The organism is Flagellimonas iocasae (assembly GCF_042682725.1).
GTDB classification, from domain to species: Bacteria; Bacteroidota; Bacteroidia; order Flavobacteriales; family Flavobacteriaceae; genus Flagellimonas; species Flagellimonas iocasae.
The window spans coordinates 1,310,173-1,326,425 of record NZ_JBHUHU010000001.1 but is presented as its reverse complement, the minus strand read 5'-3'; the positions used below and the strand labels follow the sequence as shown (position 1 = coordinate 1,326,425).

At 40.7% G+C, this 16,253-nt stretch carries 14 protein-coding genes; 4 read left to right on the top strand and 10 right to left on the bottom strand.

What is annotated here, in order from left to right:
- Window positions 1–107: 107 nt before the first annotated feature.
- Together ACFSJE_RS05805 and trhA are read left to right on the top strand one after the other, a co-directional pair.
- Window positions 108–1,445: an amidohydrolase family protein gene (locus tag ACFSJE_RS05805; protein WP_379830026.1), complete on the top strand. Its 1,338-nt coding sequence runs from the start codon at window positions 108–110 to the stop codon at window positions 1,443–1,445.
- Between the two features lie 5 nt (window positions 1,446–1,450).
- Window positions 1,451–2,086 carry a PAQR family membrane homeostasis protein TrhA gene (trhA, locus tag ACFSJE_RS05800; RefSeq protein ID WP_379830025.1) on the top strand — a complete coding sequence of 212 codons (636 nt, stop codon included), beginning with the start codon at window positions 1,451–1,453 and terminating at the stop codon, window positions 2,084–2,086.
- 5 nt (window positions 2,087–2,091) lie between these two features.
- Here the strand turns inward: trhA and ACFSJE_RS05795 are convergent, their stop codons facing one another.
- Both ACFSJE_RS05795 and ACFSJE_RS05790 read right to left on the bottom strand, forming a co-directional pair.
- Window positions 2,092–4,407, bottom strand: coding sequence for an Ig-like domain-containing protein (locus tag ACFSJE_RS05795; protein ID WP_379830024.1), 2,316 nt, complete (start codon window positions 4,405–4,407; stop codon window positions 2,092–2,094).
- Between the two features lie 195 nt (window positions 4,408–4,602).
- Window positions 4,603–5,292: a ZIP family metal transporter gene (locus ACFSJE_RS05790; RefSeq protein ID WP_379830023.1), complete on the bottom strand. Its 690-nt coding sequence runs from the start codon at window positions 5,290–5,292 to the stop codon at window positions 4,603–4,605.
- Between the two features lie 56 nt (window positions 5,293–5,348).
- Here ACFSJE_RS05790 and ACFSJE_RS05785 point away from each other — a divergent pair, with 56 nt between their 5' ends.
- Window positions 5,349–6,509 carry a THUMP domain-containing class I SAM-dependent RNA methyltransferase gene (locus ACFSJE_RS05785; protein WP_379830022.1) on the top strand — a complete coding sequence of 387 codons (1,161 nt, stop codon included), beginning with the start codon at window positions 5,349–5,351 and terminating at the stop codon, window positions 6,507–6,509.
- Between the two features lie 189 nt (window positions 6,510–6,698).
- On the opposite strand, the gene ACFSJE_RS05780 is transcribed toward ACFSJE_RS05785, so the two are convergent.
- The 4 genes from ACFSJE_RS05780 to rlmD are packed head-to-tail and all read right to left on the bottom strand — an operon-like array spanning window position 6,699 to window position 9,734.
- The gene (locus ACFSJE_RS05780) at window positions 6,699–7,040 is read right to left on the bottom strand and encodes a VOC family protein (protein ID WP_379830021.1); all 342 of its coding nucleotides are present in this window, start codon (window positions 7,038–7,040) and stop codon (window positions 6,699–6,701) included.
- Entirely contained in the window at window positions 7,037–7,801 is a 765-nt protein-coding gene (locus tag ACFSJE_RS05775; RefSeq protein WP_379830020.1) for a DUF6048 family protein, read from the bottom strand. Before ACFSJE_RS05775 ends, ACFSJE_RS05780 begins: the two co-directional genes overlap by 4 nt.
- Window positions 7,782–8,300 (bottom strand): DUF6452 family protein, encoded by a 519-nt coding sequence (locus ACFSJE_RS05770; protein WP_379830019.1) that lies wholly within the window; start codon window positions 8,298–8,300, stop codon window positions 7,782–7,784. Before ACFSJE_RS05770 ends, ACFSJE_RS05775 begins: the two co-directional genes overlap by 20 nt.
- Before the next feature lie 21 nt (window positions 8,301–8,321).
- Window positions 8,322–9,734 carry a 23S rRNA (uracil(1939)-C(5))-methyltransferase RlmD gene (gene rlmD, locus ACFSJE_RS05765; RefSeq protein WP_379830018.1) on the bottom strand — a complete coding sequence of 471 codons (1,413 nt, stop codon included), beginning with the start codon at window positions 9,732–9,734 and terminating at the stop codon, window positions 8,322–8,324.
- Between the two features lie 234 nt (window positions 9,735–9,968).
- Here rlmD and rocD point away from each other — a divergent pair, with 234 nt between their 5' ends.
- Window positions 9,969–11,219, top strand: a complete 1,251-nt coding sequence (gene rocD, locus ACFSJE_RS05760; protein WP_379830017.1) for an ornithine--oxo-acid transaminase — start codon at window positions 9,969–9,971, stop codon at window positions 11,217–11,219.
- Between the two features lie 24 nt (window positions 11,220–11,243).
- Here rocD and ACFSJE_RS05755 read toward each other — a convergent pair whose 3' ends face one another.
- The 4 genes from ACFSJE_RS05755 to ACFSJE_RS05740 all read right to left on the bottom strand — a co-directional run bounded on the left by ACFSJE_RS05755 (window position 11,244) and on the right by ACFSJE_RS05740 (window position 16,191).
- Window positions 11,244–12,323: a trypsin-like peptidase domain-containing protein gene (locus ACFSJE_RS05755; protein ID WP_379830016.1), complete on the bottom strand. Its 1,080-nt coding sequence runs from the start codon at window positions 12,321–12,323 to the stop codon at window positions 11,244–11,246.
- A 19-nt stretch (window positions 12,324–12,342) separates the two neighbouring features.
- A complete protein-coding gene (locus ACFSJE_RS05750) occupies window positions 12,343–13,533 on the bottom strand; it encodes a type III secretion system chaperone family protein (protein ID WP_379830015.1) in 1,191 nt (396 codons plus the stop codon).
- A 220-nt stretch (window positions 13,534–13,753) separates the two neighbouring features.
- Window positions 13,754–14,806, bottom strand: coding sequence for a S66 peptidase family protein (locus tag ACFSJE_RS05745; protein WP_379830014.1), 1,053 nt, complete (start codon window positions 14,804–14,806; stop codon window positions 13,754–13,756).
- 80 nt (window positions 14,807–14,886) lie between these two features.
- The gene (locus tag ACFSJE_RS05740) at window positions 14,887–16,191 is read right to left on the bottom strand and encodes a carboxypeptidase-like regulatory domain-containing protein (protein WP_379830013.1); all 1,305 of its coding nucleotides are present in this window, start codon (window positions 16,189–16,191) and stop codon (window positions 14,887–14,889) included.
- Between the last annotated feature and the right edge of the window lie 62 nt (window positions 16,192–16,253).

The following is a 16,253-nucleotide window of genomic DNA, read 5'->3' as shown; positions in this document are numbered from 1 at the left end:
CCACACCAGGTGGGAGAGTAGGTAGCCGCCTTCCTCGAAAGCCCCTCACGATAAGTGAGGGGCTTTTTTGTTTTTATGCATTATCTTTAAGCAAAACAAAACCAACCATGCGTAAACTTCTATTGACCTCCTGCCTTTTACTATTTTCCATCCTATTATTTTCCCAAGAAAACCAGTTAAAGGCTCTGGTAGGGGGCACGTTGATAGATGGATATGGCTCAGACCCGATTAAAAATAGCGTTATTATAATAGAAGGTGAACGCATAAAGGCTGTAGGAACTGTTGAGACCCTAGCCGTTCCAGCGAATGCCGAAGTTATTTCCACCGAAGGGATGAGTGTGTTGCCCGGTCTTTGGGATATGCATGTGCATACCATGATCAATGGACATGCCGATTATGACTATTGGGACAAAACCTATCCACCGCTACTTAAAGATGTCATTATGCCTGCTTCGGCCCATCAGTTATTGTTGGCGGGTGTTACAAGTGCAAGGGATTTGGGTGCTCCACTTGAAGAAAGTATTGCGGTGCGCGATAAAATCAATTCGGGTGAAATCCCAGGAGCAACTTTATATGTGTCCGGACCATTTATTCAACATGAACCGTATCCCGGTACTGAAGATTTTCGTTGGGGGGTCAAAGGAGCGGAAGATGGTCGTAAAAAAATTCGGAAATTAGCCAGTGCTGGAGTGGATGTCATCAAACTCATTGACCATGACCACATGACCATGGAGGAACTCAGTGCTATTGTTGATGAAGCGCATAAACATAATCTAAAAGTTGTCGCCCATGGCCATCGCCCTGATGAAATAAGAAGGGGGTTGGAGGTAGGAGTCGATTGCTTTGAACATACCGGATTGTCATCGGCGCCTAGTTATCCTGATGATATAATTAAATCGATAGAGGAGCGCACCGCTCAAATGAACAAAGGTCCTATGTTTTGGTGTCCAACGGTAGATCCGCTGTATAATTATGAATATTTACGAGACAATCCGGAAATACTGGATAACGATTCTTGGCATTTAGGATTGCCAGATACCGTAATCACAGATATCAAGAATAGTTTTAAACACCCTGATAGACTTCCGTATTTTCAATTGACACCTTCCCGAAGACCAACATTACAGACGAAGATGAAGCAGCTAATGGATGCTGGGGTTGTTTTACTGATTGGTACGGATAGTGGAATTCCTATGAAGTTCCACAGCCAATCTACTTGGAATGAGCTTGATGTTTGGGTAAATGAATTTGGATTAGACCCCATGTATGCAATTCGTGCAGCAACGTACTGGCCATCCTTGTGGATGGGAGTGGCAGACGAAGTCGGTACGGTTACCCCTGGCAAATACGCGGATATCATTGCGGTTAAGGGCGATGTACTGCGGTATATTGAATTGCTTCAAGATGTGGATTTGGTCGTTAAACACGGCAAACGTTATAAATAATTTGCTTGACACCTAAATCTGACCCTGTTTTACTGGAAGAAAAGTGGAATGCGTATTCGCATGCCCTTGGTATTGTGTTGGCCATAATTGGTGGGATTGTATTGTTTCAAAAAGACTTGACTACAACACCTTATTTATATGGCAGTGTTTTGGTCTATTGTTTTTCCTTGGTGTTGTTATTTATGGCTTCAACGGTATATCATTCCGTGCAAAACCCAAAGGTGAAAAAGAAGCTTCGCATTTGGGACCACATCAGTATTTACTATCTGATAGCGGGTACGTATACACCTGTTTGCCTTACCGTACTTCTTCCTTCGAAAGGGTGGTTGTTATTTTATTTGGTTTGGGGAATCGCTTTGTTTGGGACTATTTTAAAGTTGTTTTTCACAGGGAGATTTGAAGTTTTTTCCCTTGTACTTTATGGAGTTATGGGCTGGATCATTGTTATTGATTTGCCATATTTGCTTGAGAATCTTTCTGGACCAGGATTGTTGTACCTATCCTTGGGTGGCGCTTTTTATACGTTGGGAATTGTCTTTTATGCGGTAAAAAAAATTCCCTACAACCATTTGATATGGCACTTTTTTGTACTGGGTGGTGCCATTAGTCATTGGGTGATGATATATAAAGGGCTCGCATAAAGAATCTAATCAAGAATGAAATGATTAGGATTATTGTAGGCACCAGTGGCACCTGAATTGTACATGATTTCCTTTTTTGGTGAAACCAAATACCAATATTGATTGTCTTTTATTATTTGGTTTAAATATTCATCATATGATGACAGATTTTCGTATTTTCTTATTTCAACCTGTTTTTCATTGTGCTCCTGGCTTTGATAATTTTCATGGAATCTCCAAGATTCCAATTCTACTGGTAATGAAGGAAGTATAACGTTGTCCTGTTGGTTTACATCAAAAATCAAGCTCCATTTATAGGTTTGTTCTCTTCCATTCATAACAGTAAAGGTGCCAGTTCCTTGATGCAAGGCTATATCATCAGAAATAAATACCTGTCCTAATATGGCTTCATTATTGCTGTTTGCGGCAATTGAAAATTCGTTGTTGGCAAAGGTAAAGTCAACATTCCAATCTAAGGTTGAATATGATTGTTGGGGCTCCCCAATGCTTTCAATCACAGTGTTGCTCAATCTTATTGTATTTCTATGTTTTTCAAAAATATCAATGGCCCAAAACTTCATGCTTTGGGGAAGTCCAGGTCCATATCCAATACTTTCCATTTCATGATAAATGTTGTTTTCAAAATCTTCCTGATTCAAGTACCCTACAATTTTTATTTCAGCAGCAGCAGATTCAGGGTATCCCGATCCGGTGTCATTGATAAAAAATTCCCTGTACCCATCGTCATAGGTATTAAAAAGGGAAGCGTCTATTATAAAATCATTTGATAAATCCTCTACATTGATTAATGCATATGAGCTTAATCCATTATTTCTATCTTTTAGGGATAAAAACACTCTTTGAGATTGAAGGTTATTCGAGATATTCTGGAATCTTTCTATCGTAATTTGATTGGGAGCCGGATTTCCTGAGGACAACAAATGAGACTGACCGAAGACAGCGGTGTCAAAACTGTTACCGCCTGATAGCGTCCAAAACTCGCCTTGATCACTCCAAATAGCTTCATCTAGTCCAAATTGAATGGGGTAAACAGGATTGAACTGACTTCTAAATTGTGGCCGGGGCCCAAGATTTATTTCTTTGAAGCTGTTTCTAGTGATGTTTTGGATGGTTGTCAATTCATTGGTTTCACCAAATCGTCCTGATATTTGATCTGCAAAGGTTAACATAAAGTCTTCATTTACCCCAATATCGATGGCAGTCCGCAATGTAGCAGAACTGTTTTCAGGAGAAACTTGCTGAACGGCTAATAGTTCCCCAGACATTTTTGAAGCAAATAAATAATAGGAAATTCGTTCTGGATTAACATTTTGTTCTGGGAAGTTGACAGTGATAAGTTTTCTCATTATAATAATAGGAATTTCCAGTTCAGATGTGTTTCCCAATGAATCAAAAGCTGTTATTTTTAAAATTTGCTCACCAGTGTAATAATCTTCTGGATTCAAATTAAAATCAACTTGGCCATCAGTTCCAGCTGGAAAATCAACACCAGCAGAAAAGAAATTTAGTTCCCCAAGTGTAACAATAAGCATTGTTACACTTGAATATGTATCAGAAAGTGTAGTGGACATAATAAATTCCTCATCCAGAATCTGACCTTCCTCAACGCTATTGGCAACAATTTCAGGTCCAGTATTGTCGGCAATAAATACTACTTCATGCGAAGTTGTATTTTCCGCCAAGTCCGTTGCCTCGATTTTCATGGTGTTTTCCCCGTCGGCTAACTCCAACGTATTGAGGTTGAACTGATATACATTATCAATGATCTCGGAAATCAACTCATCATTGATATAGATGTTGACTCCGGATAACCCCTCGTTATCTCCTGCACTAAAAGTGATGGGGTTGGTATCACCTCCTATTACTTGACCATTAGTTAGCGAAACTTCAGTAATCAAAGGCAATGCATTGTCAATATTGATTACCTGCTCTTTTGAAGAAGTGTTTCCCGAAGTATCGGTCACTACTATTTTTAGAACATAGTCTGTGAACTTTGCCGTTTGGGACATTTTAGAGGTATACCCGGAAACATCTATGGTGATTTGATAGGGGGCGGTGGTATCCTCCCCAACTTTTTGCCCATCAATAAAAGCCTCAACCTTGGCAATGCCTTCGGTATCTTTCGCATCGATATTGATTTGAATTTGATTGCTTACCACCACAGGTCGTGAACCACCCGTTCCTGAAGCACCAGGTATCGTAAAATCCACTGTTGGGGCAATCACATCGGGCTCTGGGGTAGGATCTTCAGAATCTGAAGAACAGGAAAATAGCGTAAAAATGAGGAGCAGCAATAGTAAAGTCGGCGAAAAATGTTTCATTGAACAACAATAAGGTTCCAAATCAATTAGTTGATGGTCAATATATGACCATTACACCAATTTTGACAGAAAATTCGTTAAATGAACTGTTTTGTAAGTTAATTTTAGATGAAACAAAAAAGAACTAAAGGCATCTGAAAGAATCCGGTTGATTAAGAAACAAAAACCGCTTTTTGTTAGTTATACCACCAGAATCTATATCAAATAAGCAATCCCAATTCCAAGGATAATCACCAACAATTTTCGAAGATTAAAAGCGTGCGCTTGAGAACTTTCAAACAAGATAATGGTTGAAATGTGCAGGAACACTCCAATGGCCAACGAAGTCAATAAATGGCCATAATTGGCAACCCATTCGGACTGTGTTGCCAAATAGCTACCGAGCGGGGTCATTAATGAGAACATGGCCATAAAAAGCAGTGCCCAAACCAGTTCCATTTTGGAGTTGACCAAGAAAATGCTGAGAATAATGGCCACTGGGATTTTGTGAATGATGATACCATACAAAATGGGATCATTGCCGTGAATGGGTACGCCTTCCACCAACGCATGGATGCAAAGACTTAAGAATAAAAAAAGCGGAAACTTGGTTTCCTCGAGATTAAAATGCATGTGTCCATGTTCCGCACCTTTCGAGAAGAACTCCAAAAAAACTTGGAGTAAGATTCCCGCCAATATGTACAGGGCAATCGTTTTTGGGTCGTGGCCTTCATACACTTCCGGGAGGAGTTCAAAAAAGGTCAAAGCCAATAAAAACGCACCACTAAAGGCCAGCAATAGTTTAATATTGCTTGTGTTTGTAGGTTTTGCCAACCAAACAAAGGCAAAACCGGCCCAAACAGCCACAATAGGGATTAGGAACACAATTAAAAAAGGAAAATCCATATGCTGGGTTGAAGGGTTAAAAATAGCCTATTTTTGTGGAAAGACTTTAAGAAAAGATGGCAGGAAATTTTAAGATGTTGGCCAAGACCTTATTCGCATTTGAACCGCTTTTAGCAAAAGAATTGAGGAATCTAGGTGCGGGCCATGTGGAGGAGGGAGTTAGAAATGTAACCTTTGAAGGAGATTTAGGATTTCTCTACAAGGCCAATCTTTGTCTTCGAACGGCGCTAAAAGTTTTAAAACCCATCGCCACTTTTAAGGTTTACAGTGAAAAAGACCTTTACAAAAATGTGTACAATGTGGATTGGCCCAGTATTTTTCATAAGGAAAAGACATTTGCCATCGATTCCACGGTGAATTCCGATCTATTTAATAACTCCATGTTTGTGTCACTAAAGGCCAAGGATGCCATTGTGGACAAATTTAGAGCGGTGGTTCGGCAACGACCCAATGTAAATTCGCAAGATGCGGATATCCGCATCAACATTCACATCTATAAAAATGAGTGTACCGTTTCTTTGGATAGTTCCGGGGCTTCGCTGCACCAACGAGGGTATCGAATCTCAACAAACATTGCGCCTATAAACGAGGTTTTGGCCGCCGGTCTGCTTTTACAGAGCGGTTGGGATGGACAAACGGATTTTTTTGACCCGATGTGCGGAAGTGGTACATTTTTGATTGAAGCTGGAATGATTGCGTGTAATATTCCGGCAAACATCAACAGGGAATCCTATGCTTTTATGAATTGGGCCGATTATGATGCAGAATTGCACCAAAAGATTGTCGACGCCAGTTTAAACAAAACCAGGGAATTCCATCACAAGATCATTGGGTATGATAAAGCTCCTTCCGCGGTTCGAAAAGCGCAGGAGAATGTGGACAATGCCAATCTCACGGAGTATGTAACCATAGAAAGAAATGATTTTTTCAGGACGGAAAAGCCCGTGGATGGAAAATTACACATGGTGTTCAACCCACCTTATGGTGAACGTCTACCTATTGAAATGGAGGAGTTTTATACCAAAATAGGGGACACCTTGAAGCAAAATTATCCGGGAACAGATGCATGGCTGATTACATCCAATTTGGAGGCTTTAAAGTATGTTGGGCTTAAAACTTCTAGAAAAATTAAGGCATTTAATGGGAAACTGGAGGCTCGATTGGTGAAATACGAAATTTATGAGGGCAGCAAGAAAGCGAGGTTTAACGAAGGTTAGCAGTCACTGTTTTGAAAAATGACAGTAATGTTAAGTTAAAATTTACTAAAGTTTATCAAAATGTTTATTTTTGGAGCCTTGAAGAAGCAAACTAACTAACTCAAGAAAATTTAGATTACTCAACTAACTCAAATTAATTACTGACGAAAAGAGCCTGCGGAAGCAGGCTCTTTTTTATTTTTCAATAATCTAGTTGTCGGACCAAATGGCCAGTTCATTGCCCGAGGGGTCTGTAAAATGAAATCTACGCCCGCCTGGGAATGAAAAAATTTCCTGTACAATAGTTCCACCGGCTTGGATAACCTTTTGTTGAATGTCCTCCAGGTTTTCATGATAGAGAACCACAAGCACTCCATTGACAACATCATCTTCAGTTTTTTCGAAACCACCCTCTAGGCCACTTTCAGTAAAAGCGACGTAATCCGGGCCGTAATCAGTAAAGGTCCATCCAAAAGCTGCCAAATAAAAGGCTTTCACCTTTGGGAGGTCTTTGGCCTTGAATTCAACATAATTGATCAATGTGTTTTTCATTGCGCTTCTGTTGTATTGGTCTCCTTCTTCTTTTTGGATTTTTTGTAAAGCGGTAAAAAGTAGGTGAGGGTATAGTTATAACCCACACCAAAATTACTCCCGCTGGTTACCTTGTTGAATCCCGGAATCCAAAGGTTGGGAAAGTTTTCATCTTCCTTATTCGTAATCAAAAAGCCTAAACGGGCACTCATTCCAATATAAATATTGGCGAACAGCTCAGCTTTTACCCCCATAACGAATTCCAGCCACGAGGCACTGAGTCCGCTGTACTCCACATTGGGATTGGCACCTGGTACCAAATCAGGATTAAAGAAATGGCCACTTTCATAAATGTTGTAGTCTTGAAGAGTTTGGTTGAAACTGGCAAATGCGTAGCGCCCACCAATGGTAATGGCGTTGTTCATGCCAAACCAGTTTTCGTAGGTATTGATGTCCACCCCGGCCTTCACATAGCTTCCAGAGGTTTCGTAGCGATACAACAAGGTATTGCCTAAACCTTCATCCTGTAGTTTTTTTTCATTCCCAATTTCGGCGGCTAGATACATTTTTCTCGTGATTCTATAATCACCAACAAGTTCCAGTCCGGTGTAATCCTCATCAATAAATGAAAATGTCAAGCGGCTTAAATCCGCGCCAACACGTAGACCATACTCATCTTTGTATTCCACCGTATCCTTAGCTTGAAGATCAATGGGCTCGCTCTGTGCCTGTGCCCATAACGGGAGGATTATGATAAAAAGACTAATGAAATATTTTAACATGGATATTGTTCGAGTTTTCTACAGTTGATTGTACGATGCGGATATCTTGAATCCAGTTGTTGGCACTTTCAGGCAAGGCTATTGAAACCCCATCATAATTCATTACAAAACCACAGGCTCTTGAAACAAAGGCCTCCCTATTCGTATAGGAAATGATCAGGGTATCACTGTTCCCGGTTTCCAATTCGGTCTCAGCATCATCAGCGGAGTCCATAATAAATGCATAGGACGTGTTGGTAGCGTCTATTCGAAGGGGAACCGACAGTGAATCCGGCGAAGTGGCCCTATCATTAAAGGAATCATTGTCCAAAACAGTATTGTTGTCGATGGCTGTAATTCGCAAGGAGGGCACCTCTTTGGCCGTTGCCGTATCGGCAATATCAAAAAAACCAATGACCAAAAGCGGGGTGTCACCTTCCACGCAGATATCATCTTTTTCACAAGATGAAAAATAGATCAGGAAGCATGCGATAAGTAAAATGGGGAGGATTTTTTTCATTCCGGTTTTTAAAATCAAAAATTATACCCGTTTTTCCAAAAGTACAACATTTTCAACGTGGTGGGTCTGTGGAAACATATCCACCGGCTGTACTTTGGTGACCTCATACATATGCTTCATGAGGGCAAGGTCCCTGGCCTGCGTTGCACTATTACAGCTCACATACACAATCTTTGGAGGTGCCACTTTTAGCAATTGTTCCACAACATCCTTGTGCATGCCATCCCGGGGTGGGTCGGTGATAATGACATCGGGTTTTCCGTGCAGGCCAATAAATGATTGGTTGAACACATTTTTCATATCGCCCACATAAAATTCCACATTGGCGATATTATTGTGCTCGGCATTGGCAATGGCATCTTCAATGGCTTCGGGTACCGATTCCACACCGATGACTTTTTTAGCCTTTTTGGAAACAAATTGTGCAATGGTACCGGTTCCTGTGTATAAATCGTAAACCAACTCATCACCTGAAAGATTGGCAAAATCACGCGTGACTTTGTATAATTCGTAAGCCTGTTCGGAATTGGTCTGGTAAAACGACTTTGCATTTATTTTGAACTGAAGGCCTTCCATTTCCTCCACAATATGGTCACGACCTGAATGGCAAATCACCTCCTGGTCGTAAATGGTGTCATTCTGTTTGGAGTTGATTACATAGAGCAGGGCCGTGATTTCAGGGAATCGCTCTTGAAGATGATTCAATAAAAGCTTGCGTTGTTCCCTATCATCTTCATAAAACTGAATTAGAACCATAATTTCACCTGTGGAAGCGGTTCTGATCATCAGTGTTCGTAAAAGCCCCTCTTGCTTTCTGGGGTTAAAAAAAGATAATCCATTTTTGGTTGCGAAGCTTTTAGTTTCCAAGCGGATGGCATTGGATGGGTCTTGTTGTAGATGGCATTTTTTGATGTCCAAAATCTTGTCCCACATGCCCGGAATATGAAAGCCCAGTGCGTTTCTATCCTCAATGTCAATTTCAGAATTGATTTCCTTTTGGGTGAGCCATCGGCTGTTGGAAAAGGAAAATTCCATTTTATTCCGATAAAAATATTGTTTTTTGGAACCTAAAATTGGAGTGATTTCAGGCAGTTCAAGGTGTCCAATACGCTTCAGGTTGTTTTCAACCTCCTTTTGTTTAAACGACAATTGATGCTCATATCCCATATTCTGCCATTTGCATCCACCACAAACCCCAAAATGTTCACATTCAGGTGTTGTTCTTTTGGGTGACAGACTATGAAAATGGGTGGCGACGCCTTCAAAATAAGCTTTCCGCTTTTTTGTGGTCATTACATCCACCACATCACCGGGGATAGCGTTCGATAAAAAAATCACCCGTCCATCTGGGGCCTTTCCCACTGATTTTCCCTTGGCACCGGCATCAATCACCTGTACGTGTTCAAATGTCTGTCTCCTGTTCTTTTTCCGCATGGGGCAAAAGTAACTTCTTTTTGGTATTTGGCAGTGCAGTGCATCTTAAATTGACCCTAAACTTTGGTGCATCATAAGTTGGGAATAAACCTGCCGAACGCTTGGTTTTAAGCAATAATTTGTAATTTGCGGGCACTTCTAGGGATGATTTCTCTCCCACGCTGCTTTTTCGAGACTTCGAAAGAATAAAGGTATTGTAGGAATGGTTGTTTTATTGATTTAAAAATATTTAAAATGGCTGTTTTAGAGCATTTGACATCGCAGCAAGCGATTGATTTAGAAAACAAGTATGGAGCCCATAACTATCATCCACTGCCCGTGGTTTTAAGTCGCGGTGAGGGTGTTTATGTTTGGGATGTTGAAGGTAAAAGGTATTACGATTTTTTATCGGCCTATTCCGCAGTGAACCAAGGGCATTGTCACCCCAAAATTATTGGGGCCATGATGGAGCAGGCCAACACTCTGACATTGACCTCAAGGGCATTTTATAATGATATGCTGGGACGTTATGAGGAGTACGCCACCTCTACTTTTGGGTTCGATAAGCTACTGCCCATGAACACAGGGGCGGAGGCTGTTGAAACTGCATTGAAGATTTGTAGACGGTGGGCCTATCAGAAGAAGGGAATTCCAGAAAACCAAGCCCAGATTATTGTTTGTGAGAATAATTTTCACGGACGAACCACGACCATCATTTCTTTTTCAAACGATCCTGTGGCCCGGGACGATTATGGTCCGTACACCCAAGGCTTTGTCAAAATTGAATACAACAATTTGGTTGCTTTGGAAAAAGCCCTTGAGAGCAATCCGCATGCAGCTGGGTTCTTGGTGGAGCCCATTCAAGGAGAGGCTGGAGTTTATGTTCCATCGGAAGGATATTTGAGGAAGGCCAAGGCACTTTGCGAGAAGTACAATGTGCTTTTTATTGCTGATGAAGTTCAAACCGGGATTGGTAGAACCGGTAAATTACTGGCGGTTGACCATGAAAATGTAAAACCAGACATTTTAATATTGGGCAAAGCCCTTTCCGGAGGCGCTTACCCCGTATCGGCCGTTTTGGCAAATGATGCGATTATGGAAGTGATTACACCCGGAAGTCATGGAAGCACTTTTGGAGGGAATCCAATTGCGGCAGCTGTGGGCATGGCGGCTTTGGAGGTCATCAAGGAAGAGGAGTTGGCCCAAAATGCCGAGACTTTGGGTAAAGTTTTTCGCGAAGAGTTGAATAAATTCATTCCAACCAGTGATTTGGTGGTTAAGGTGCGGGGAAAAGGACTCTTGAATGCCATCGTCATCAATGATACGGAGGACAGCTCAACAGCGTGGGATATTTGCTTGGCATTGAAAGAAAATGGATTGTTGGCCAAGCCCACCCATGGCAATATTATACGGTTTGCGCCACCTTTGGTGATGAACCACGAACAGTTGATGAATTGCGTATCCATTATCATCAATACTTTGAAGAATTTTAAACCAGTGGATTAAAAAAAGGGGCCCGAGCCCCTTTTTTTAATATTCTTCTTTGGATTCTATGGACATTTCACAGCCAAAATTGTCAGCAAAGAAATTGTCCAAATCATCCGCTTTTAGAGCCAAATTCTTAAGGTTTTCTTTGATTGTTTCAGCGTTGTCGGTAAATAGGTCCGAGAGATGCGCCCGATATGAAAGGTAAATTTGATTATTATGGACGCCCAAATTATAGGGTTCTACATTTTTTTCAAGCAAATGGGTCAATAATTCTTGAATATTTTGCTTTGGAAGGTTGTTCATGGGCGAGGTAGCCACCAAATAATCTCTTTTAAAAACAAAAATTCGTATCAGGGCACTTCCTTGGTGAAACTCCCAGAAATCTCTACCTGCTCTTCCCAGCACTGGATTTATTCCTAAATCTTGCAAAGCACCTTCCACAAATTGGGCAAAATGGCTTTTTTCAAACTCTTCCCATATGGAGATGTCCATATTGTTTCCGCAGTTTATACAAAACTCTGACTCTTGGTTGGAATAATTGTCGCACGAATTGCATTTGACATTATATACCGCGGTGTTTTGCAGAAGGGAAAAATCATTTAGCTCTTTTATGACGTCAGAGTGTTTAATTCCAAACCCAACATTGTCTGCATTGTTGAATTTGGATGTGGTCACTCCTATAAGAACTCCCGCCTCATTTAACATTGGTCCACCAGAATTCCCGGGATTGACGGCCGCATCTGTTTGAATGTAATTTCTGCTTCCCATAGGTTGGCTGACCGAAGAAACAATGCCTTCGGTAATGGTGTAGGGCATTCCAAAAGGATAGCCGTTGATAAAAATTCTTTGCGTGTTTGCGATTATAATTTCTTCTTGCAACGATATATCGGTCTGTCTATTCTCAAAGCCATCAATTTGTAAAAACGCAAGGTCAACTTCGGGGTTTACCATGATTACATTTGCAACGGACCTATCCTTTTTGAAATCTTCAACGGCCACTATTTTTTCTCCTCGAACAACGTGGTAATTTGTAATGATTAAATTGTGACCACTCACAACAAAGCCACTTCCGGTGCCGGAAGCTGTTATAATCTTAAAAACTGATTTTCTTATATTTTCCACTTTTCTATTTATTTCTTGGTTAACTGAATAATTTAGCGAAGAACCCTTTTGAGTTTTTAGAGGATGAAGCGGGACTTCCAACAATGGTGTTGCCTGCGGCTCCATTTAAAAAATCATGGTACGTAGTCAAGAGTATTGGCCTAGCCTCATGCAATTCTTTTCCTGAAACTTCTTCAAGCACATGGTAAATTGCATCTTGGTGATGCTCTTCCAAATTGTAATCGTAAATCATTTTTAAAAAGGAATATTGCAAATAGTAGCAGAGCATCATATTGTTATTTTCCTTGATATATTGGTTCACATATTTTTCCATGTTCTTGACGTGGTTTTGTACTATTTCTGTGGAACTTCGCCATTTTAGGGAAATCAAAGTTTCGGCGTGGTAGATATCTTGGAAGAATTCCTCCTTGGGTTTGTCCAGAAGCTTTTGCATAAAATTGACGCCTTTGTCTATTCTGTGATTAAAATCAATCTGTCCATTAAATAGGTTGTTTACATATTCCTCAAGTTTGGTTCGTAAAGTTCCATGTACACAGGGCATGTTCACAATTTTCAAAATAGAGAGAACAATGATATCCCACTGGAAATCATTCCATCGTTTTTCTTTGAAGTAGGCACTATAGTTCCTATAGTCTTCCAAAATGTCACTTATTTGTTCCCAAACCTTTTCTTTTTCAGATTCGGAAAGTGCAGTTACCTTGAGTTCATGATAAAAATCTGCTTTGTATTTTTCAATAAATTCATCATCATAATGATCGGAATACACACTTATTTCCCTTAAAACGTCATACACTTTATAGGGCTGACAAAGGGAAATCGGTGTTTCATATTCAAACCAGAGTTCATTGTCCTTTAATCGGATTTGGGTCAAGGTAAGCGGTGAGAAATTAATCTCTGACACTCTTCTGTAGAGGGCCACTTTATTGGTTTTTTCAGTAATCTTTACAAAAGGAGCCTTTAGCGTAAATGTATCTTTTGTAATGGACATCTGAATTTCTGCAGAACCTTGCCCTTGCACGATTTGAATGTCATCATCAATGGATTTTCCCTCCAACACTTTGGAATTGATGTAGTTGATGGTTTCAATCAATGCCAATCGATAATTTTTGGCATCATAAGCATCCATTGCTTTGCTCCAGTAAGAAACATCCATACGCGGACTATCCTTACTCTTAATAGGCCTTTCGAACCTAGGAAGTACGTTTTTCATTTTTGTAGATTAAGTTAAAAGTCAGAAATGGACTTTGGGCGAGGTAGATAACTGTTTTTTAAACTGTGCCATTTAAATCAGCATTTTTATGTAAACAGCTAGGGCTAATATCGTGTTTTTTTTAAAATGGGAATTAAATCTAATGTAAAATCAAAAGATTTTGGCAAGAATCATCGCTTCTAAGCTCAATAAGAAAGGAAAAACTTTGAGAGGTAACCTCTTAAGAAACAGCAGGTTCCATCAATCGAAATTGTTTTTTAGTGGCATTGAAATGGGCATTTACGCCAATGGGAATGGTGATATTGTGGGGTACATGCCCAAAGCTCATACCATACACGGCAGGAATGCCCAATGGGGCCAGCCTATCGGTAATGACTTCTTTCAAGGTAAAGTTGTCAGTCATTTTTAAGCGGTCGCAACCCTTGAACACCCCGAGGATAATTCCCTTTGCTTGGGGCAATGTTTCACTTTCCGAAAATTGGGTGAGCATCCGGTCTATGCGATAGGGAGCTTCTTCAACATCTTCCAGGACAACCAATTTGTCCGTAAAATCAATTTCATAAGGGGTGCCCATCATGGCGGTCACTAAGCTAAGATTGCCTCCCACGAGCTCCCCTTCACCAGTGCCAGGGGTTATGGTATATCGGTGGTATTCGCTATCAAAAAAATCTTCGGGATCTTTTAAAATGACATTTTTCATCAGCATGGTTTCCGGTCCTTCCATCAATATTCGCTTAAAATAAAGCTGACTGTACTCGTCATCCAGCGTTGTGCCAACGGGACCATGGAAACCGACTAATCCAGTTTCTTTAAAGATGGTGTTGATCAAGGCGGTAACATCACTAAAACCAATCAGGGGTTTGGGGTTTTCCTTGATGAGGTCATAGTCCAGAAGATTCAGAATTCGGGTACAACCATAACCACCACGTACACATAGAATGGCATCCACTTTGGGATTGGTGAACATTTCCATGATATCCTTGGCCCGTTCTTCATCCGTATTGCTGAAATATCCATCATGCTCTAAAACGCGATGGGTATGATGGGTTTTAAATCCCATTTTTTCCAAGGTTTCAACCGCGAGGTAAAATTTTTCTGGGTCTACGGAATACCCTGGGGCGACCAAACCTATGGTATCCCCTTTCTTCAATTTTTTTGGTTTTATGCGTAACGGCCTCAAAGATGTTGGCGTAGCACTCCAACCAGTTTGATGCAATAGGGTTGTAGTCCCTAATGCAGCGACGGATTTTAAAAAGTTTCTTCTTTTAGACATGGAATAGAGGTTGCATAATTTGACCAAAGCTGAAACGCCGTGGTAAAAATGCGAAAAAATAATGAACTTCTCCCTTACAATTATTTGCTATTGCGTTGAGAACGGCGTAATTGCCTCTGAATTTTACGGATTGCAGACTCAATGGACTTTTCGGGTTCAATGATATTGTACTCACCCCAAAAATCAGGGTCGGAAAAACCAACAGCTTCATCACTCAGAATTATAGATTTTTTGACCCGTTCCCGGTTTCTGGGTAATTCTCCGCTTTCATTCTTTTCCCAATCGGTAATTGCCATCTCTGCGGTCATACTATAGACCGAGTTGAATAATTTGTCCGCCCAATCTACTTTGAATTCCATCATTACACTGCTGTAGCCGTAGTACCATTTGCCGTCTTTTTCTCGGTAATCCACCCGATAGGCCACTTCGGTAGGCCAGACATCAACGCCTGCTGGTTTTCTTCGGACAAAAAGCCGCGCAGCTGCATCCTGATCTGTGATATTGAGATGGTAGATGGCACTGGTTAGTGTCTTGTTCTCCACATCAATAAAGAGTTCTCCGCCATAAAGTGGTTCCAAAATGGTTTCCAGTTGATTGAACTTTATGACATAAATTAAACGCTCATTGATTCGAGTAGAGCGTTCAAAGGAAAATTTATAATTGTCTATGGAACCATCCGAAAAAATGTACTCAGGATATTTCATAATATCCACATAAAGTGTGTTGAACGGTCCACCCTGCAGTTTTAAGGCTACAGTGTCCAATTTACTGTAATCCGTACTTTTTCGAGCCTTGAATAATTCAACGGCATCATTTCTGGATGAGTTGTAAGGTGTTTTGTAAACGCTGACCACGGCTTCAGAAAGGGATACATTCCTCCTTCGCTTTTTAATGGTTTCGCGATAAAAAGCAGTCATTAATGTTGGGTCATCAAAATATTTTTCTCCTTTTCGGGCGAAGGTCTCTTTTACCAACGCGGCTGCATCTTTGGGTGCATTGATATTGATTTCTGACAGTTGTGTCACCGAAACAAGAAGTCCAATGGTATTTCCTTCAGGTTGAAATTGAAGTAGGGGTATGGTCTTGCTTTTGTATCCCAAAAATGAAACGATGACATTGCCATCTTGAATTTCCTTGGGGACCTTCAAAAGAAAATCTCCTTCGGTATTGGTAATGGTGCTTATGTTGGTGCCTTCCACGGAGATGGTGGCAAATACCAGAGGATTGTTGCTGGATTCATCGACTACTTCACCCCGATATTGGTTAAAATCGTTGCTCTCTTGGTCTTCCTGAAAAGCCCAAGAATTTGATGGACAGAGCAATACGCCGACCAACATCATAACAACGAACGATACTTTTCTAAAAAAACAAGTCACAAAGCGCATATCCAAAAAATTTATACCGGTAGATTCTATTAAAGATACAAAATTTCGGGCATGAAAAATGC